Raw genomic sequence first — 18,601 nt, forward strand, 5'->3', positions numbered from 1 at the left:
GAGGGCAGGCCGAGTCCGCCTTTCATATGTCATATTTTGACAACACCGTTGCGGCGGCGCATCAGTGCCGCGCGCCGACCGGGTCCGTCCAGGGCTCCGGAGGTCCGGGAGTTGTTCGAAATCGTGTCTACCTCTGCCAGTGACGCCAGGATTGCACCGCGCGCCGAGGATACGCCGCGCCGCGTCTCGGGCTGGCTTGGCGCCACCGTGGTCGTGTTCGCGCTCGTATCGGGGCTGGTCACATTCCTCGTGCTGTCGGGGGTCACGCCTGTCGCCCCGGTCCACGAGGTCGTCATCGGCGTCTTCGTCCTCAATGCCTTCCTGATTTTGCTGCTGCTGGTCGTCGTCGCTTTCGAGGCCGCCGTGCTGATCCGCGCACGCCGGGCGGGTGCCGCCGCTGCCGGGCTGCATGTGCGCATCGTCGGCCTGTTCAGCATCATCGCGGCGCTGCCGGCCGTACTGGTCGCCGTGATCGCGACCATCACCATCGAGCGCGGCCTCGAGCCGTGGTTCTCCGACCGCATGCGCGATGCGATCTTCCGGTCCGTCGAGGTCGCCGATGCCTATGCGGCGTCTCAGTGCAAATCGCTCGGTCGCGAGATCCGCATCCTCGCCGACGATCTGTCGCGGGCGAAACCGGCCTATGACGTCGACCGGAAATGGTTCGATACCTTCCTGACCTCGCGGGCGACGGCGCTCGGTGTGCCCGTTGCCGCGATCATGCAGCCGCCGGACAAGGTGCTGGCGCGGGCCAATATCGACGTCCTGCGCGGCGCGCCGAAGCCCGACGCCGCGGCTTTCGAGGATGCTCAGTCGGCGCCCGAGCCGATCTGCGTCATTCCCTCCAGCGGGCGCATCTTCGGGGCTCTGGTCAAGCTGCCGGCCTATGACAACGCCTTCCTGCACATTGCGCGCGAGGTCGATCCGCTCGCGGTCGAGTTCCCGTCCGTGGCCAGGGGGGCGGCAGCCGAGTACCTGTCGATCGATGCCCGGCGCAAGGGCGTGCAGATCGCTTTCGCCTCGATGTATGGGCTGATCGCGGTGATCCTGCTGCTGTCGGCGATCTGGCTCGGCCTGAGTTTCGCCAACGGTCTCGTCGCGCCGATCCGGCGGATGATCCACGCCACCGATCAGGTTTCGAGCGGGAACTTTTATGTCCAGGTGCCGATTCGAAGATCCGAGGGCGACCTTGCCCATCTCGGCGAAACCTTCAACAAGATGACAGCCGAACTCCGCCGCCAGCGCGACGGGCTTGTCACCGCCAGCGAGGTGATCGACCGCAGGCGGCGCTTCACCGAGACCGTCCTGTCGGGCGTGTCATCAGGCGTGCTCAGCCTGGATGGCGACGGCCACATCACCATCATCAACCGCTCCGCCGAAAGCTTGCTGGGGACCGGCGGGCGGCTGCTCGGCGAATCGATTTCCCTCGTCGCCCCCGAGATCGCCGCCTTCGTCGCCGAAGCCTTGCAGGGGCGCCAGCGCCAGAGCGCCGGCCAGATCGCGATCACGCGCGGCGGCCGCGACCGGATGGTCAATGTCCGGGCGGTGCGCGAGGGCGAGGGCAGCGGTGCCGGGCTCGTCGTCACGCTCGACGACATCACCGACCTCGTCCTGGCACAACGCACGGCGGCCTGGGCCGATGTCGCGCGCCGCATCGCCCATGAGATCAAGAACCCGCTGACGCCGATCCAGCTCTCGGCCGAGCGCATCCGGCGAAAGTTCGGCAAGGTCATCATCGAGGACAAGGATGTCTTCGAGCAATGTACGGCGACGATCGTGCGTCAGGTCGAGGATATTCGCCGCATGGTCGATGAATTCTCGTCTTTCGCGCGGATGCCGAAGCCCTCGCTGATGCGCGACGACATCGCCGAGACGGTGCGCCAGATCGTCTTCCTGATGCGCGTCGGCAATCCGGAACTGACGATTTCGGAGAACCTGCCGGAAGGCTCCGTGCTGGCTCGGTTCGACCGGCGGCTGATCTCGCAGGCCCTGACCAATGTCATCAAGAACGCGACCGAGGCGATCGAGGCCGTGCCGATGGACGAACGCGGCCCGGGCAAGATCGACATTGCCTTCGAGCGGCGCGAGGATGGCCGGATCGTCATCGACGTGGTCGATAACGGCAAGGGGCTCCCGGCCGACCAGCGCCAGAAGCTGCTGGAGCCCTACATGACGACCCGCGAAGGCGGCACCGGATTGGGCCTGGCCATCGTTGGCAAGATCCTCGAGGACCATGGCGGCGGCATCGAATTGCTCGATCGGCCCGACGCCGCACAGGGCAAGCGCGGCGCCCGCATCAGGCTCTGGTTCCCCGAAACCGGGCCGGCAACCGATGAGAACCCCGACGGCGAGCGCGGCGACCAAGGATCGACCCGCGTGGCCGCACGGGAAACGCAGGATGGGATACCCTTATGAGCGCTGACATTCTGGTCGTCGACGACGAGACCGACATCCGCGAGTTGGTGGCCGGCCTGCTCGAGGACGAAGGCTACCGGACGCGAAAGGCTGGCTCCGCCGACGAGGCGCTGGCGGCCATCGCGGCGCGCCGACCCAACCTTGTCTTTCTCGACATCTGGCTCCAGGGCAGCCGTCTCGACGGCTTGCAGGTGCTCGAACTGATCAAGCAGGGCCATCCCGATCTCGCCGTGGTGATGATCTCCGGGCATGGCAACATCGAGACGGCGGTCTCGGCGATCAAGAGCGGCGCCTACGACTTCATCGAGAAGCCTTTCAAGGCCGATCGGCTCGTGCTCGTCGCCGAGCGGGCGCTGGAGGCTTCGCGTCTGCGCCGCGAGGTCCGCGAGCTCAAGAAGGGCTCGACCCAGGCCAGCCGCATCGTCGGGCACTCCACCGTGGTGAACCAGCTCCGCCAGACGATCGATCGCGTTGCGCCGACCAATGCGCGCGTGCTGATCACCGGCGAGCCCGGCTGCGGCAAGGAGCTCGCCGCGCGCACCCTGCACGAGGCCTCGACGCGCTCATCGGGCCCCTTCGTCGTCATCAACGCCGCGACGATCACGCCCGAGACGATGGAGGAGGAGCTGTTCGGCGTCGAAGCCGGCGAGGGCCGCTCGCGCCGTGTCGGCGCGCTCGAGGAGGCGCATGGCGGCTCGCTCTACATCGACGAGATCGGCGACATGCCGCGCGAGACGCAAAGCCGCATCCTGCGCGTGCTGGTGGACCAGAACTTCCAGCGCGTCGGTGGCGCGACCCGCGTCCATGTCGATGTCCGCATCGTCTCCTCGACCAGCCGCGATCTGGCGCAGCTCATCGCCGACGGCCGCTTCCGCGAGGATCTCTACCATCGCCTCTCCGTCGTGCCGGTCAAGGTGCCGGCTCTGTCGGAGCGGCGCGAGGACGTGCCGGAACTGATCGAGTTCTTCATGGAGCAGATCTCGGTCGCGTCGGGCCTGCCCAAGCGCCGGATCGGATCGGACGCGATGGCCGTGCTGCAATCGCATGAATGGCCGGGCAACGTTCGCGAACTGCGCAACAATGTCGAACGGCTGATGATCTTGACCAAGGGCGATCCGACCGCCGACATCACGGTCGAGATGCTGCCGGCCGAGGTTGGCGCCATGGTGCCGACCACGCCGTCGGGCTCAGGCGGGGAGCGGCTGATGAGCCTGCCATTGCGAGACGCCCGCGAAATCTTCGAACGCGAGTACCTGATCGCGCAGATCGCCCGCTTCTCCGGTAATATCTCGCGCACGGCGGAATTCATCGGCATGGAGCGCTCGGCGCTCCACAGGAAGCTGAAATCGCTCGGCGTCGGCTGAGCAGACAGGCGCATCCTGCATGCGGGTCTGCGCAAGACGCAGGCAGATCGCCCCGCAACAAAGCAATGTTGCACTTGCGTTGTCGGCTGACTCGACGATCTAATAAGAGATCGGTGTGCCGAAGCGGCAGGCATCCGCCTGAGCCGCGAACGGGACGAAATGGATCGCGGGCCTGAACCCGATGAGCGATCCCAACAACAGGGGCTACCCATGGCCGCAGAGCGGGCACAAAATCTACAGGACACGTTCCTCAACTATGTACGCAAGCAGAAGATTCCGCTGACGATCTTCCTCGTCAACGGCGTGAAGCTGCAGGGCGTCGTCACCTGGTTCGATAATTTTTGCGTGCTGCTGCGGCGCGACGGTCATTCCCAGCTGGTCTACAAACACGCGATCTCGACGATCATGCCCGGGCACCCGGTGCAGCTGTTCGAGCCCGAGGAACAGGACAAGGCCTGACCCCGGTGAGCACCCGCAGCGATGCGGATGAGGCGCGGGCGGCGGTCAAGCCGCTCGACGCCATCGAGCGCGAGATCGCGGCCAATACCCGGGCCTTTGTCATCGGCCCCTATCAACAGCGTCGCGGCGTCAGCGATGCCAACCAGCGTTCCTTCGCGGCCCGGCTCGATGAGGCCGTCGGCCTCGCGGCTGCGATCGACCTGACGGTCGTGGAGCCGATCCAGGTCATGCTGACGGCGCTGCGCCCGGCCACCTATCTCGGCAAGGGCAAGGTCGAGGAAATCACCGAGCGCATCGGGATCGAAGAGATCGGCCTCGTCGTGATGGACTGCGCATTGTCGCCGGTGCAGCAGCGCAACCTCGAAAAGGCCTTCGGTTGCAAGGTCATCGACCGCACCGGCCTGATCCTCGAAATCTTCGGCCGTCGTGCGCGCACCAAAGAGGGCGCGCTGCAGGTCGAGCTTGCCCATCTCAATTACCAGAAGAGCCGCCTGGTGCGGTCCTGGACCCACCTTGAACGCCAGCGCGGCGGCTTCGGCTTCCTCGGCGGTCCCGGCGAGACCCAGATCGAGGCCGACCGGCGCATCATCCAGGAGCGCATGACCAAGATCGAGCGCGATCTGGAGGCGGTCAAGCGCACGCGCGGGCTGCATCGCGCCAGCCGCAAGCGCGTGCCTTACCCGGTGGTTGCGCTGGTCGGCTACACCAATGCCGGCAAGTCGACGCTGTTCAACCGCCTGACCTCGGCCGAGGTCCTGGCGCAGGACATGCTGTTCGCGACGCTCGATCCGACCGCGCGCGCCCTCAAGCTGCCGCATGGCGCCAGGATCATGCTGTCGGACACGGTCGGCTTCATCTCCGACCTGCCGACGCAGCTCGTCGCCGCGTTCCGCGCCACGCTGGAGGATGCGATCGAGGCCGACGTGCTGTTGCATGTCCGCGACGTCGCCCATGAGGACACGCAGGCCCAGGCTGCCGATGTGCAAGGCATCCTGCGCGATCTCGGTATCGACCCCGATGACGGACAGCGCGTCGTCGAGGTCTGGAACAAGTCCGATCTGCTGGCGCCCGAGGAGCGCGAGCGCCAGCTGGGCCTCGCCGGGTTGAAGCCGGAGGTCTCGCGCCCGGTGCTGGTCTCGGCGCTGACCGGAGACGGGATCGGCCGACTGACCGATGCGATCGAGACACGCATCGCCCGCAGCCGGCCGGTCTACCGTCTGGCGCTGGCGCCCGGCGACGGCAAATCGCTGGCCTGGCTCCATGCCAATGGCGAGATCCTTGAACGCGAGGACGCCGAGGACGGCGCCCTGTCCCTGCGCGTGCGGCTGCCGCCGGAGCGGGAAGGGGCGTTTGGAGCGCGCTTCCCGGACGCGCAGCGGGAGTAGCGCGGCCGGCCGTACCCACCGGCCACGTCAGGCGATGCCATCACGGCCCGGATAGGGTCTCCCGCGCCCCGCTCATTCATCTGAAAATCGCTCGCCGGAAGTCCCGGTTCCCGCTCCGATCACTCGCTCGGAAGGGCAGAGAGCGCATGCCTGCAGGCCAGCTCCAGCTTGACATGCGGTGCCGATTGGCCGAGGCGTGTTGCCGTGCATCGCATTGATCGCAAAGGCTTTTTTTAATTATTCCAAGGAGAAGGCGGTGTCGTCCTTCAATTTGCCGCGCCGGCTGCGAGCCATGCCCGGGACGCTCCTGTCGCGTTGGGCGACGCTCGCCCTGTTCTGTCTTTCGACGAGCCAGGCCCCCGTCTCGGCCCAGCAAGCCCAGCCACCCGCGTCGTCTCCGGCGCCGGTCGCGACGCCGGCCGCTCCGGCGACTGCGGTCCCGCCGGCTTTCCCGCAAATGGGCATCGCGCCTCCGTCCTTCGCCCACCCGGCTCCCTCTACGGCTCCGCAGGCCACGCCTGCCGCCTTGCCCGCCCTGCCGCATGACCTCTCGCCCTGGGGCATGTTCCTGGCGGCCGACATCGTGGTGAAGGGCGTGATGGTGGGGCTCGCCTTCGCCTCGCTGGTGACCTGGACGATCTGGCTTGCCAAGGTGATCGAGCTCGCAACGGCCAAGGCCGGGGCAGGGCGCGCCCTGCGTCGTCTCCAGTCCGCGGCTTCGCTTGAAGACGCCGCCGGATTGATCGCCGGCGATGGCGGCCAGATGCGCGGCGCGGTCGGCTCGCTTCTGGGTGCGGCGCTGACGGAGACGAAGCGCTCCTCGGATCTCGGCGAGGACGGCATCAAGGAACGCGTCGCCATCGCGCTCTCGCGGATCGAGGCGTGGGCGGGGCGCTCGATGGCGCGCGGCACCGGTCTGCTCGCCACGATCGGCTCGACGGCGCCTTTCGTCGGCCTGTTCGGCACGGTCTGGGGCATCATGAACGCGTTCATAGGCATCAGCCAGGCCAGGACCACCAATCTCGCCGTGGTGGCTCCGGGCATCGCCGAGGCGCTGCTGGCGACCGCGATCGGTCTCGTCGCGGCGATTCCGGCCGTGATCATCTACAACGTCTTCGCCCGCGCCATCACCGGCTACCGCGCGACGCTTGCCGACGCCTCGGGCGAGATTCTCCAGCACCTCTCGCGCGATCTCGAGCGCCAGCGCCGCCAGCCGCTCGCCGCTCCAGCAGCGGCTGCGCCCCGTGCTTCGTTGCATGCCGTGCAGCCGGCACTGCAGCCAGCCGCGTCGCTTCCGCGCGTGCCTGCGGAGTGAGCCATGGCCGTCTCGCTCAAGGACTCGCAGGATGGCGACCTCGGCGAGGTCAGCGACATCAACGTCACGCCCTTCATCGACGTGATCCTGGTGCTGCTGATCATCTTCATGGTCGCGGCCCCGCTCTCCACGGTCGATGTCGCGGTCGATCTGCCCGTGTCGAACGCGCAGCCCCAGCCACGCCCGGATACGCCGATCTTCCTGACCGTGAAGGGCGACCTCTCGCTAGCGCTAGGCAATGACGGCGTGGCGCGCGAGGCGCTCGGGCCGACGCTCGACGCCCGCACCAGCAACGACCGCGAGCAGCGCATCTTCCTGCGCGCCGACGGCGCTGTCGCCTATCGCGAATTGATGGAGGTGATGAACCTGCTCAGGCAGGCGGGCTATCTGAAGATCGGCCTGGTCGGGTTGGAGGACACAGGGCAGGGCGCGGCACAGGCAGCGCCGGCGGGCGGAGCGGCGAAGCCATGAGCGCGCTCGGGAACCTTGCCCATCGCTCGAACTCGCTGGGCTCCCGGTTGTGGCCGGCGGCCTTGCGATGGGCGCTGGCGATGGTCGTCGTCGCGGGTGCACATGTTGCGGCCGGCTGGATGATCGTGAGCTGGCAGCGCGCCGAGGCGGCCATGGGCACGCCGCCCGCTGCCGTGATGATCGAGCTCGCGCCGCTTGCCGTCGCGCCCGAGGCGCCGCCGCAGGAAGTTGCGCCGGGTCCGCAGATGGAAGAGGCCCAGCCCGAGCCGCAGCCGGAACCCGTCGTCGAGAAGCCGCCGGACCCCGAGCCGCCGCTGCGCGAGCCGGTCGTTGAGCCGCCGCCGGTGGAGCCCCCGCCGGTCGTGGAGCCGCAGCCCGTCGCCCAGCCCGAGCCCGAGATCAAGATTCCGGAGTTGCCGACGTTGCCTGATGCGGCTGCTGTGCTGGCTCCGCCGCCGCCTGCGCTCAAGCCGCGTCCCAAGGTCGTCGAGCGTAAGCCGCCGCCCAGGAAGCAAGTCGTCGAGCGCCGCAAGCCGATCAACCGGGACAAGCCGCCGGCCGAGCGCACCAGCGCGCCCACGGCGCAGGCTCAGGCTGCGCCGACCGCGGCGGCACCGTCGCAGGGCGCCGATTCGGCTCCGTCCGTGTCACCCGCGAGCTGGCGCGGCACGATGCTGGCCCACCTCAACCGCTACAAGCGCTTCCCCAGCGGGGCGAGCCCCGGCACGGTGCAAGTTGCCTTCAGCATCGACAGGTCCGGGCGGGTGCTGTCCGCCCGCCTCGTCAGCGGATCCGGCGACGCGGTCCTGGACGAGGAGGCGGTGGCGATGGTGCGCCGCGCCAGTCCGGTTCCGGCCCCACCGGCGGGATTGGGCGGCAGCACCGTCATGCTGGCCGTGCCGGTCAGGTTCGCGCGCTGAGGCGCGAACGCTTGCACCGCAAAATCGATCTCGACCGTTGGCCGCAGCGGTCGTTCCGGACGGACATGACTGTCGGCACGGCTCCGTCAGCCTGGCGCCCAACCGGGCAAAAAAAAGGGCCACGCGTGAGCGCAGCCCAAGTCTAGGGAGGAAACGCCCAAGGAGGGCGACGCAGCATCGCTGCTGCGGTGCGGCAGACATAGGTGCGGGTCGCCCCGTCCGCAAGCGCAAAAGGGCAGCATCATTGTCCTATTTTTGAGCATGCTTCGCCACCGGCACTCTCAGGCGTCGCGTGCTTGGATTTCAGGCGCTCCTGCCTGCCGAAATCGCCTCGTATTGGCTCAGCCAGTGCCGTTTTTTAGGCGTTGACAGTCAGTTTGCCCCTATTCAAATTCGTAGGCATACAAATGAATTTGCCGGCTGACGTGAGGTCGGCGGCATGCGACATCTGTCCAAGAGACAAAAACCTCGGGGCATCCGCCACCGGGCCAGAGATGGGGAACAGCGATGACGATCGACCGTCGGAGTTTTCTGGCCGGCGCCTCCGCCGGAGCAACCGTGATTGCCGCCCCGTCCGCCCTGTGGGCGCAAGGGGCGGGGCCCATCAAGGTGGGCGAGATCAACAGCTACACCGCTCAGCCCGCCTTCCTGAAGCCCTATCGCCAGGGCTGGGAACTGGCGCTGGAGCAGATCAATGCGGGCGGCGGCGTGCTCGGCCGCAAGATCGAGACGATCTTCCGCGACGATGCCGGCAAGCCGGAGGACGCCGTGCGCCATGCCGGCGATCTGATCAATGCCGAGAAGGTCGATCTGCTCTCGGGCGGCTTCCTCTCCAATGTCGGCCTCGCCATTGCCGACTTCGCCTTGCAGAACAAGAAGCTCTATGTCGCCTCCGAGCCACTGTCGGATGCCATCGTCTGGGCCAAGGGCAACCGCTACACCTTCCGGCTGCGGCCCTCGACCTACATGCAGGCCGCGATGCTGGTCGAGGAGGCCGCGAAGCTTCCTGCGAAAAAATGGGCGATCGTCGCGCCGAACTACGAATACGGCCAGTCGGCGGTGAAGTGGTTCACCGAACTGCTCAAGAAGGCCAAGCCCGATGTCGAGTTCGCGACACCGCAGTTTCCGGCGCTCGGCCGCATCGACGCCGGTGCGACGGTGCAGGCATTGGAGGCCTCCAAGCCGGATGCGATCTTCAACGTCACCTTCGGCGGTGACCTGACGAACTTCGTCCGGCAGGGCAATACGCGCGGCCTGTTCGAAGGCAGGACGGTGGTCTCGATGCTGACCGGCGAGCCGGAATATCTCGATCCACTCGGCGCCGAGGCCCCCGTCGGCTGGATCGTCACCGGCTATCCGCAAGCCGACATCAAGACTCCGGAACACGTCAAGTTCCGCGAGGCCTACATGAAGAAGTTCAACGACTATCCCCGGCTGGGCTCGGTGGTGGGCTTCGACACGATGAACTCGATCGCGGCTGCGCTGACGAAGGCGGGCTCGACCGACACGGAGAAGCTGGTCGATGCGCTGAAGGGCCTGAAGTTCCCCTCCGCCTTCGGTGCGGCCGAATATCGCGCCGTCGATCATCAGTCGACGTTGGGCGCCTTCGTCGGCAAGACCGCGCTGAAGGACGGCAAGGGTGTCATGGTCGATTGGAGCTATCGGGATGGCGCCAAGTATTTGCCCAGCGATGCCGAGGTGAAGCTGCTGCGCCCGGCCGGGTGAGGACTGTCATGCCGGGGCGATCCGCAGGATCGAACCCGGAACCCACGACCGGGTGAGCCTTCGCCGCCGCGGTGTGTTGTGTCTCGCCCAGTCGTGGGTTCCGGGTTCGACGCTACGCGCCGCCCCGGAATGACGGAATCGCCATGATCGACCTCATCCTCAACCAGACGCTGAACGGCCTGGCCTCGGCCTCGTCGCTGTTCCTCGTCGCATCGGGCCTGTCGATCATCTTCGGCGTCACGCGGATCGTGAACTTCGCCCACGGCTCGCTTTATATGCTCGGCGCCTATCTCGCCTGGACGCTGGTCGGGCGCTTCGGACCGGCGGACGCGCTCGGCTTCTGGGGCGGCGTGCTGGCGGCGGCGGCCCTGACGGGGCTGATCGGCGTCGTCATCGAGGTCTTGATCCTCAGACGGATCTATCAGGCGCCGGAGCTCTTCCAGTTGCTCGCGACCTTCGGCGTCGTGCTGATGCTGCAGGACGTGGCGCTCGGCCTCTGGGGCGCGGAGGACAAGGTCGGGCCGCGCGCGCCGGGCTTCAAGAGCTTCGTCATCCTCTTCGGCAATCGCTTCCCGACCTATGAACTGCTCCTGATCGCGGTCGGGCCGATCGTGCTGTTGATCCTCTGGCTGCTGTTTCAGAAGACGCGCTGGGGCACGCTCGTGCGGGCCGCGACGCAGGACCGCGAGATGGTCGGCGCGCTCGGCGTCAACCAGCGCCTGCTGTTCACCTCGGTCTTCGCCTTCGGTTCGATGCTGGCGGGCCTGGGCGGCGCGCTCCAGCTACCGCGCGAGGCGGTGACGCTGCACATGGACCTGTCGATGATCTCCGAGGCCTTCGTGGTCGTGGTCGTTGGCGGGCTCGGCAGCGTCACGGGCGCCTATCTCGCCGCCGTGCTGATCGGCATCCTGCACGCCTTCGGCATCCTGATCTTTCCCAAGATCACCCTCGTCCTCGTCTTTCTGGTCATGGCCGTCGTTCTCGTGGTCAAGCCCTATGGGCTGATGGGCAAGGCGCCGGTCGGCCATCAACGCGCTCATGGTCCAGCCGAGCCGCTGCTGCTGCCGGCCGACGGCCTGACCAAGCTCGCCGGGCTGATCGGGCTGGTGATCCTGGCGCTCGCTCCGCTGGTGGCCCCCGACCACATCCTGCTGACGCTGACCGAACTCGTCATCTTCGCGCTCTTTGCCGCCTCCTTGCATTTCATGATGGGGCCGGGCGGCATGGCCTCCTTCGGCCACGCCGCCTATTTCGGGCTGGGCGCCTATGGAGCGGCGCTCGCGGTCAAATGGTGGGGCGCGCCGATGGAGCCGGCTCTGCTGCTGGCGCCGTTCCTGGCGGGTATCGCGGGTGTCGTCTTCGGCTGGTTCTGCGTGCGCCTCTCGGGCGTCTATCTGGCTATGCTGACGCTGGCCTTCGCGCAGATTGCCTGGGCGACGGCCTTCCAGCTGGTCGATCTCACCGGCGGCGACAACGGCATCCTCGGCGTCTGGCCCTCTGCCTGGGCGGTCTCGAAGCCGGCCTATTATTATCTGACGCTGGCTGTCTGCGCCGCCTCGATCGTGGCGCTGCGGCTGACGATCTTCTCGCCCTTCGGCTACGCCTTACGCGCCGCGCGCGACAACCCGCTGCGCGCCGAGGCGATCGGGCTCGACGTCGTCCGCATCCAGTGGGTCGCCTTTGCGGTCGCGGCCTTCTGCGCCGGCATTGCCGGTGGGCTGTTCGCCTTTTTCAAGGGCTCGGTCTTCCCGACCTATATGGCGATCCCGCGCTCGGTCGACGCGCTGCTGATGGTGCTGCTCGGCGGCGTCCAGACGGTATCGGGGCCGATCATCGGCGCATTCGCCTATGCCGGGCTCAGCGAGCAATTGACGAAGATGACGATGTACTGGCGCTTCGTGCTGGGGCTTTCGATCGTGCTGCTGGTCGTTCTGTTTCCGCGCGGGCTGGTCGGGGCCGCGCTGGCCTTGCGCGAGCGCTGGCGCAAGGAGCCGGAACCCGCCCCTGCGCTGGCGGAGGTCAAGCCGTGAGCACGCTCTCGCCCGCGCAGATCGCGACCGCCGTGGCGGCGAGCGAGCCGGTCCTCGTCGTGCGCGATCTCGCCAAATCCTTCGGCGGCGTGCGCGCAGTCGACGGCGTCTCCTTCTCGGTCCTGCCCGGCACGATGCTGGCGCTGATCGGTCCCAACGGTGCCGGCAAGACCACCTGCTTCAACATGCTCAACGGCCAGCTCAGGCCCGATGGCGGAGAGGTTCTGCTGGCTGGCCGCCCGATCACCGGCCTCAAACCCCGCATCGTCTGGCGCATGGGCGTGGGCCGCACCTTCCAGATCACCGCGACCTTCACCTCGATGACGGTGCGCGAGAACGTCCAGATGGCGCTGATCTCCCATGCCGGCGGGATCTGGAGTCCGTTCGGCCGGGCCCGTGACCGGCATCGCGAGGCGGCCGACGTGCTGCTTGCCCAGGTCGGCATGGCCGCCCAGGCCGAGCGGGCCTGCGGCGTTCTGGCTTATGGTGACTTGAAGCGCGTCGAACTTGCCGTTGCGCTGGCCAATCAGCCGCGGCTTCTGCTGATGGACGAGCCCACGGCCGGGATGGCGCCGCGCGAGCGCATCGACCTGATGGCGCTGACGGCGGAGATCGCCGCAGCAAAGGGCATCGCAGTGCTTTTCACCGAGCACGACATGGATGTCGTCTTCACCCATTCCGACGCCGTCATCGTGCTCGATCGCGGCCGCCTGATCGCTCATGGCACCGCCGAGGAGGTCCGCCAGGACCCCAATGTCCGCGCCGTCTATCTCGGCTCCGGCGCGACCTCGGGAGGGCATTGAGATGAGCGCCATGCTCGAGATCACGGCGCTCGACGCCTATTACGGCCGCGCCCATATCCTGCAGGGCGTCAGCTTTTCCATGAATCGCGGCGAGGTGCTGGCACTGATGGGCCGCAACGGCGCCGGCAAATCGACCACGATGAAGTCCGTGATGGGGCTGGTGCCGCCGGCCGGCGGATCGGTCAGCTTCGAGGGGCAGCGGGTCGATGGCCGCGAACCCTTCGAGATCGCGCGCCTGGGGATCGGCTATGTGCCGGAGGACCGGCGAATTTTCTCGGAACTGAGCGTGATGGAAAACCTCTCTGTCGCCCAGCGCCCGGCCCGCAGCGACGCGCCGCACTGGACGCCGGAGCGGCTGTTTGCGCTCTTCCCCAATCTCGGCCGCATGCGCGACCGGCCCGGCGGCGCGATGTCGGGCGGCGAGCAGCAGATGCTGACGATCGCGCGTACCCTGATGGGCAACCCCAGGCTGGTGCTGCTCGACGAACCGTCCGAAGGACTGGCGCCGGTGATCGTGGAGGAGATGGCGAAGACCATCCTGGCCCTGAAGGCCGAGGGGCTGACCGTGCTGATCTCCGAGCAGAACCTGCATTTCGCCGGAAATGTCGCCGACCGCGCCGCCATCATCGAGAAGGGGGTGATCCGCTTCACCGGCACGATGGACGAGCTCAAGGGCAACGAGGCGGTGAGGTCGCAATATCTGTCGGTGTGACCGCGCCGCCGTCATTCTCGGGCGGCGCGAAGCGTCGACCCGAGAATCTCATGCAGAATGAGCCTCACCGGTCCCGAGATGGTCGGGTCAGGCCCGACCATGACGCGAGATGGCCACGATCCCACCGACACTGCGCCACTCGTCCGCGAGCGCCAGCAGCGCGCCCTCGATCAGCCCGTCGCGCCGCAGCGCCTCCGCCATCCTCACACCCGATCCGAGCGCCGCGGCGACCGCCTCGGCAGGGAGCGGGCCGACATCGACGGTGACGGGCAGGTCGCGCAGGTCGCTGTCGGGGTCGAGGTCGCGCGCGGGGCGACGCGTCACGGCGGGATGAGCGATGTCGACCGCATTGGCGATGATGGTCGCTGCCGCGTCGGCCTCGGCGGCGCTGCGGGCGAGCACGGTGACGGCATCCGCGATGCCCAGCGAGAAGGATCGGCCGCGCCAGCCCGAGGTCGCGATGCCGCGCGCCGGGCTATCCGCTTCGAGCCGCACAAAACCCTCGGGATAGGCCTTCGCCAGGGAGGGAACGACGCCGATGTCGAGCGGATTGTCCGGCGTTAGATGCACCGCGATGTCGCCGCCATTGTTGACATAGGCGCGCTCTAGCTGCGGCGAAGCCTCGACCATGGCGAGCAGGATCGTGTCGGCGACAGCGCCCGCCACCGCCGCCATCGGCGTGATGTATTGGCTGCGGAATGCCCAGCAGGCCCGCGCCATCCGCTGCGCCGTCGCGCCCTTCAATGAGGGCGGCTGGTGATCGAGCGGCTGGCGCAGCAGGCGCATCTCGCCGACCAGCTCGGTCAGCAACCCCTCGAAGCGGTCCTCGGCGGCGGCATAGGCGCGCGCGACCGCCCGCGGCCCACCGAAGGCCGCGATGACGAGGTCGATCGGGCCTTCCTGCAGATGCAGGCGGCGATCGGCCAGATGCACGCGCTGATGGGTCTTCATCCCGTTCCCGCTTCCACAAGCGGTCAGTCTAAAGCCTGGACGGGTGACAAGGGAAAGTCGTCGCGCGCTCAGCCGCCATCACGCCTGAGCGGCCAGGGGTTCTCGGCGGCCCCCGCCTCGATCCGGGCCTGGCCGCCATGCGCCCGCAGCACCCGCTCGATTGGCACGATCTCGTCGGCATGGCCGCCCGAGGCGAGATAGAGGTCGCGCGACAGCGTGAACTCGATCGGCGCCACGATGGCGGGTGTCGGCACATAGCCGAAGGCGTTCCTGGGCATGCGCAGGACATCGACCATCACGGTGATGCCGCCGCCCGGCCAGACGTAGACCGGCGCGCCACCCATCGTGACCCGCGTCGTGCCTGACTGGACCGAGCGCGTCAGCAGCACCGGGTTTTCGGTCACGCCGGCACGAAGCGAGCCGCCGGCACCGGCGACGAAGGTGACGGTGCACAGCGAGGGCTCGCAATTCTCGCCGATGCGCTCGACCACCTGCGCAACCGCCGCAGGCATCTGCGCCTCGATCGGGATCAGATCCTGGTCAAGGATGAAGAAGGCCGAATCTTCGCCCGTCGTCGACGTCATCAGCAGGCGCATGCCGGGCCAGGCCGTGGCCGGGTCGATCTTCTGGATGATCGCGAGCGGGTCGGTGATGTCGGTGCCGCCCCAGCCGAGGCCGGGTTCGGCGACCTGGAAATAGCGGCCCGGGGTCGATTTGCGCCCGCGCACGCGGATGCCGGTTGGGCGCATGTCGAGCACGCGTCCGGCCTGATGCTCGCTGAGCACGCCGGTGATGTGGTCGTCGACGACGATGACCTCGTCGACATGGCCCTGCCATTGCTGCGCGAAGATGCCGACCGTGGCGGAGCCGCAGCCGACGCGCATCCGCGTCTCCGGCTTGCCGTCGACGATCGGAGCCTGGCCAGCCTGGACGATGACGCCGTGGCCGCCATCGATCGTCAGCTCGACCGCCTCGCCATTGCTCAGCTTCAGCATCGCCTCGCAGGTGGCGTTGCCTTCCTTCTTGGAGCCGCCGGTGAGATGGCGGACGCCGCCGAGCGAGAGCATCTGCGAGCCGTATTCGGCCGTCGTGACATGGCCCACCTGCTCGCCGTTGCTGCGCACGGCGGCCGTCTCCGGGCCGAGATGCCGGTCGGTGTCGATCTTCACCTTGACGCCGCAATAGGAGAAGATGCCTTCCGTCACCACCGTCACCGTATCGACGCCCTCATGCTGCGACGAGACGATGAAGGGCGCGGGCTTGTAGTCGGGATAGGTCGTGCCCGAGCCGATGCCGGTGACGAAGGTGCGGTTCGCCGGCAGGATGTCGCCTGCCCAATCCTCGGCCTTCTCGGCGAAGGGAACGACAGGCTGGCCTTCGCTCACGGCCTCCGCCAGCAGCACGACCGGGTCGGTGCGCACCAGGAGCCCGTTCTCATTGGCATAGCGCGAGCAAGCGCCCGCACGGCCGGGCCTGATGCGGCACAAAACCGGGCAGGCATCGCAGCGCACGATGCCGTCCTGGCCCTCGGACACGCCGAATTTGCGCGAGCGTTCGGCCAGCACATCGTCCTGCGCCGGCATCGGGTTGAGCTCGTTCACGAGCGGCCCTCCTTCTCGCGCAGCAACTCCCACAGCCGATGCGGCAGCACCGGCACCTGGCGCGGCGTGACACCGGTCGCGTGCCGGATCGCGCCGAGGATTGCGGGCGCCGTCGGGACCAGGGCCGGTTCGCCGATGCCCTTGGCGCCGGAGGGGCCGAGCGGCTCGGGGTCCTCGACCAGGATGATGTCGATGGCAGGCACGTCGCCGGCGGTCGGGATCAGGTAGTCGTGCAGGTTCTCGGTGCGGCCGGGCAGATACTCCTCCAGCAGAGCGAGTCCGATGCCCTGGGCGATGCCGCCATGGATCTGGCCCTCGACCAGCATCGGGTTGATCGCGCGGCCGACGTCATGGGCCGCGACGATGCGGTTCAGCTTGATCGTGCCGAGATCGAGGTCGACGTCGAGCGAGGCGATCTGCGCCGCGAAGCCATAGGTCGCATAGGGCACGCCCTGGCCCATCGCGTCGAGCGGAACGGTCGGCGGGTCGAAGGAGCCGATGCCTTCGAGCACGGTGCCGTCGGCTTTGGCGGGAAGGGCGGCGAGATCGACGCGCGCGACGACGCCGTTCTCCTCGACAGTCACGATCGTGCCGTCGAGCGACAGCCTGGCGGTCGGCCCGGCATTGGTCAGGCGCAGGATCTCGGCCCGCAGCGCCGCTGCAGCCGCCTCCGCAGCCCGGCCGGAGACGAAGGTCTGGCGCGAGGCCGAGGTCTTTCCGGCGTCGAAGGTCCGGAAGGTGTCGCCGACCACGAGCTCGAAGCGCGCGACGGGCAGGCCCAGCGCATCCGCCGCGATCTGGGTCAGAACCGTGGTCGAGCCCTGGCCGATATCGACGGCCCCGTTCCAGAAGACCAGGCGGCCATCGCCCGACAGCGTCACGCGCATGGTCGAGGGGTTGGACATGCCGGTGTTGCCGATGCCGTACCACATGCAGCCGATGCCGACGCCGCGTCGCGTCCGGCCCTCGCCGGCATTGAACGCGGCCGCATCCGCCAGCAGCCTGCCCCAATGCGGCTTGAGCGCCTCCAGGCATTCGGCCAGGCCGGCGCTGGCTTCCAGCAACTGCCCGCAGGGAGTCGTATCGCCGGCGCGGATGGCGTTGAGCAGCCGGAATGCGAGACGGTCGATTCCGGCATCCTCCGCGAGATCGTCGAACAGCGTCTCCTGCGCGATCGCGGCCTGCGGCACGCCGAAGCCGCGAAACGCGCCCGAGGGCGGGCCGTTGGTGTAGATCGCCCGTGACAGGTTGCGGACATGGGGGACCTTGTAGGGCCCGGTCGCATGCACCGGCACACGGCCGGCCACTGTCGGCCCCCAGGAGGAATAGGCGCCGGTGTCGAAATCGCCCTCCATCGCATAGGCGACGAGACGGCCCTCCGCATCGCAAGCGGCCTTGGCCTGGATCGAGGAGGGGTGGCGCTTGGTCGAGGAGATCATCGACTCGATGCGCGAGAAGACGCAGCGCACCGGCCGGTCCAGCACCCAGGCCGCAACCGCCAGCATCGGCTGCAAGGAGACATCGAGCTTGCCGCCGAAGCCGCCGCCGCAGGCTGAAGGGACGATGCGCACGCTCTCCAGCGGCAGGCCGATGACGCGCGCGACCTCGTCGCGGTCCATATAGGGCGCCTGCGTACAGGCGAAGACCTCGATCGTGTTGCCGACGCGCCGGGCAACGCCGGCTTCGGGTTCGATATAGGCGTGCTCGACGAAGCCGGTCTCGAAGGCGCCGCTGGCGACATGGGCGGCTTGCGCGAAGCCGGCCTCGACATCGCCGCGCTCGACCCGGCCGCGCGTCAGCACATTGTCCGGCACGAAGTCATGCAAGGCAAAGGCGGTCTCTGCCAGCGCCGCCTTGCTGCCGATCATCGGGGGCAGGGGCTCCCATGCGATCGGGAACTCGTCGATGCGGATCGCCTCGACGGCCTCCTTCTCGCCGACGATGGCAAGCACGCATTCGCCGCGATAGCGCGTTTCGCCGGTCGAGAAGACCGGCTGGTCCTTGAGATGCGGATAGATCCCGAAGGAGTTCTCGCCCGGCACGTCCTTGGCCGTGAAGACCCGCACCAGACCCGGCCGGGCCGCGACGAAGGCATCGAGATCGCCCAGCGTGAAGCGCGCGCGCGGATGGGGCGAGCGCAAGGCCCGCAGCCAGAGCGCGTCGTCGGGCGCCGCGTCGGCACCGTAGATCTCGGTTCCCGCAACCTTCGGCTGTCCGTCTAGACGCGGAATGCGACTGCCGATCGAGGCGTTCTCCCTCCCCCCGCTTGCGGTGGGGAGGGCTGGGGTGGGGGGCCGCAAAGCAGGTCCCAATCCGGACTCGTTACGCCGAGCGGAACTGGCCCCCCACCCCCCCCCCCCCCCCCCCCCCCCCCGGGGGGGGGGGGGGGGGGGGGGGGGGGGCTCGCTACAGCACCCACCCACCTCCACACTCCACCACCCCCACCCCCC

At 68.1% G+C, this 18,601-nt stretch carries 14 protein-coding genes; 11 read left to right on the forward strand and 3 right to left on the reverse strand.

Annotation, left to right across the window (positions count from 1 at the left end; all coding sequences use genetic code 11):
• The first annotated feature begins 123 nt into the window (after window positions 1-123).
• The 11 genes from AE618_RS05310 (at window position 124) to AE618_RS05360 (ending at window position 13,599) form a co-directional block, all read left to right on the forward strand.
• Window positions 124-2,415 carry a sensor histidine kinase NtrY-like gene (locus AE618_RS05310; protein ID WP_248310754.1) on the forward strand — a complete coding sequence of 764 codons (2,292 nt, stop codon included), beginning with the start codon at window positions 124-126 and terminating at the stop codon, window positions 2,413-2,415.
• The gene (locus AE618_RS05315; protein WP_054207978.1) at window positions 2,412-3,779 is read left to right on the forward strand and encodes a sigma-54-dependent transcriptional regulator; all 1,368 of its coding nucleotides are present in this window, start codon (window positions 2,412-2,414) and stop codon (window positions 3,777-3,779) included. The genes AE618_RS05310 and AE618_RS05315 overlap by 4 nt, the downstream gene beginning before the upstream one ends.
• Window positions 3,780-3,989: 210 nt before the next feature.
• Entirely contained in the window at window positions 3,990-4,238 is a 249-nt protein-coding gene (hfq, locus tag AE618_RS05320; protein WP_054207979.1) for an RNA chaperone Hfq, read from the forward strand.
• A 5-nt stretch (window positions 4,239-4,243) separates the two neighbouring features.
• Window positions 4,244-5,623 (forward strand): GTPase HflX, encoded by a 1,380-nt coding sequence (hflX, locus tag AE618_RS05325; RefSeq protein WP_054207980.1) that lies wholly within the window; start codon window positions 4,244-4,246, stop codon window positions 5,621-5,623.
• 256 nt (window positions 5,624-5,879) lie between these two features.
• Window positions 5,880-6,938 (forward strand): tonB-system energizer ExbB, encoded by a 1,059-nt coding sequence (gene exbB / locus AE618_RS05330; protein WP_248310755.1) that lies wholly within the window; start codon window positions 5,880-5,882, stop codon window positions 6,936-6,938.
• Between the two features lie 3 nt (window positions 6,939-6,941).
• Entirely contained in the window at window positions 6,942-7,409 is a 468-nt protein-coding gene (gene exbD / locus AE618_RS05335; protein ID WP_054207981.1) for a TonB system transport protein ExbD, read from the forward strand.
• A complete protein-coding gene (locus tag AE618_RS05340) occupies window positions 7,406-8,329 on the forward strand; it encodes a TonB family protein (protein ID WP_054207982.1) in 924 nt (307 codons plus the stop codon). The genes exbD and AE618_RS05340 overlap by 4 nt, the downstream gene beginning before the upstream one ends.
• Window positions 8,330-8,836: 507 nt before the next feature.
• The gene (locus AE618_RS05345) at window positions 8,837-10,054 is read left to right on the forward strand and encodes an ABC transporter substrate-binding protein (protein WP_054207983.1); all 1,218 of its coding nucleotides are present in this window, start codon (window positions 8,837-8,839) and stop codon (window positions 10,052-10,054) included.
• Between the two features lie 143 nt (window positions 10,055-10,197).
• Window positions 10,198-12,084, forward strand: coding sequence for an ABC transporter permease (locus AE618_RS05350; protein ID WP_054207984.1), 1,887 nt, complete (start codon window positions 10,198-10,200; stop codon window positions 12,082-12,084).
• Between the two features lie 32 nt (window positions 12,085-12,116).
• Window positions 12,117-12,887 carry an ABC transporter ATP-binding protein gene (locus AE618_RS05355; protein ID WP_054208029.1) on the forward strand — a complete coding sequence of 257 codons (771 nt, stop codon included), beginning with the start codon at window positions 12,117-12,119 and terminating at the stop codon, window positions 12,885-12,887.
• Window position 12,888: 1 nt separating this feature from the next.
• On the forward strand, window positions 12,889-13,599 hold the full coding sequence (locus tag AE618_RS05360) for an ABC transporter ATP-binding protein (RefSeq protein ID WP_054207985.1): 711 nt from the start codon (window positions 12,889-12,891) through the stop codon (window positions 13,597-13,599).
• Between the two features lie 87 nt (window positions 13,600-13,686).
• Here AE618_RS05360 and AE618_RS05365 read toward each other — a convergent pair whose 3' ends face one another.
• The 3 genes from AE618_RS05365 to AE618_RS05375 all read right to left on the reverse strand — a co-directional run bounded on the left by AE618_RS05365 (window position 13,687) and on the right by AE618_RS05375 (window position 18,451).
• Window positions 13,687-14,550 (reverse strand): UPF0280 family protein, encoded by an 864-nt coding sequence (locus tag AE618_RS05365; RefSeq protein ID WP_054207986.1) that lies wholly within the window; start codon window positions 14,548-14,550, stop codon window positions 13,687-13,689.
• Window positions 14,551-14,618: 68 nt separating this feature from the next.
• Complete coding sequence (locus AE618_RS05370) at window positions 14,619-16,133, reverse strand: 6-hydroxynicotinate reductase (protein ID WP_054208030.1); 1,515 nt, start codon at window positions 16,131-16,133, stop codon at window positions 14,619-14,621.
• A gap of 14 nt (window positions 16,134-16,147) precedes the next feature.
• Entirely contained in the window at window positions 16,148-18,451 is a 2,304-nt protein-coding gene (locus AE618_RS05375; RefSeq protein WP_248310756.1) for a xanthine dehydrogenase family protein molybdopterin-binding subunit, read from the reverse strand.
• Window positions 18,452-18,601: the final 150 nt, after the last annotated feature.

It is taken from the genome of Allobosea vaviloviae, from assembly GCF_001298265.1.
In the GTDB taxonomy this organism is placed as follows: domain Bacteria; phylum Pseudomonadota; class Alphaproteobacteria; order Rhizobiales; family Beijerinckiaceae; genus Allobosea; species Allobosea vaviloviae_B.

Excerpts from the sequence above, each read along its gene's own strand:
- AE618_RS05315 (WP_054207978.1), top strand. The coding sequence starts at position 2,412 with ATGAGCGCTGACATTCTGGTCGTCGACGACGAGACCGACATCCGCGAG.
- hfq (WP_054207979.1), top strand. The coding sequence starts at position 3,990 with ATGGCCGCAGAGCGGGCACAAAATCTACAGGACACGTTCCTCAACTAT.
- exbD (WP_054207981.1), top strand. The coding sequence starts at position 6,942 with ATGGCCGTCTCGCTCAAGGACTCGCAGGATGGCGACCTCGGCGAGGTC.
- AE618_RS05340 (WP_054207982.1), top strand. The coding sequence starts at position 7,406 with ATGAGCGCGCTCGGGAACCTTGCCCATCGCTCGAACTCGCTGGGCTCC.
- AE618_RS05345 (WP_054207983.1), top strand. The coding sequence starts at position 8,837 with ATGACGATCGACCGTCGGAGTTTTCTGGCCGGCGCCTCCGCCGGAGCA.
- AE618_RS05350 (WP_054207984.1), top strand. The coding sequence starts at position 10,198 with ATGATCGACCTCATCCTCAACCAGACGCTGAACGGCCTGGCCTCGGCC.
- AE618_RS05360 (WP_054207985.1), top strand. The coding sequence starts at position 12,889 with ATGAGCGCCATGCTCGAGATCACGGCGCTCGACGCCTATTACGGCCGC.
- AE618_RS05365 (WP_054207986.1), bottom strand. The coding sequence starts at position 14,550 with ATGAAGACCCATCAGCGCGTGCATCTGGCCGATCGCCGCCTGCATCTG.
- AE618_RS05370 (WP_054208030.1), bottom strand. The coding sequence starts at position 16,133 with ATGCCGGCGCAGGACGATGTGCTGGCCGAACGCTCGCGCAAATTCGGC.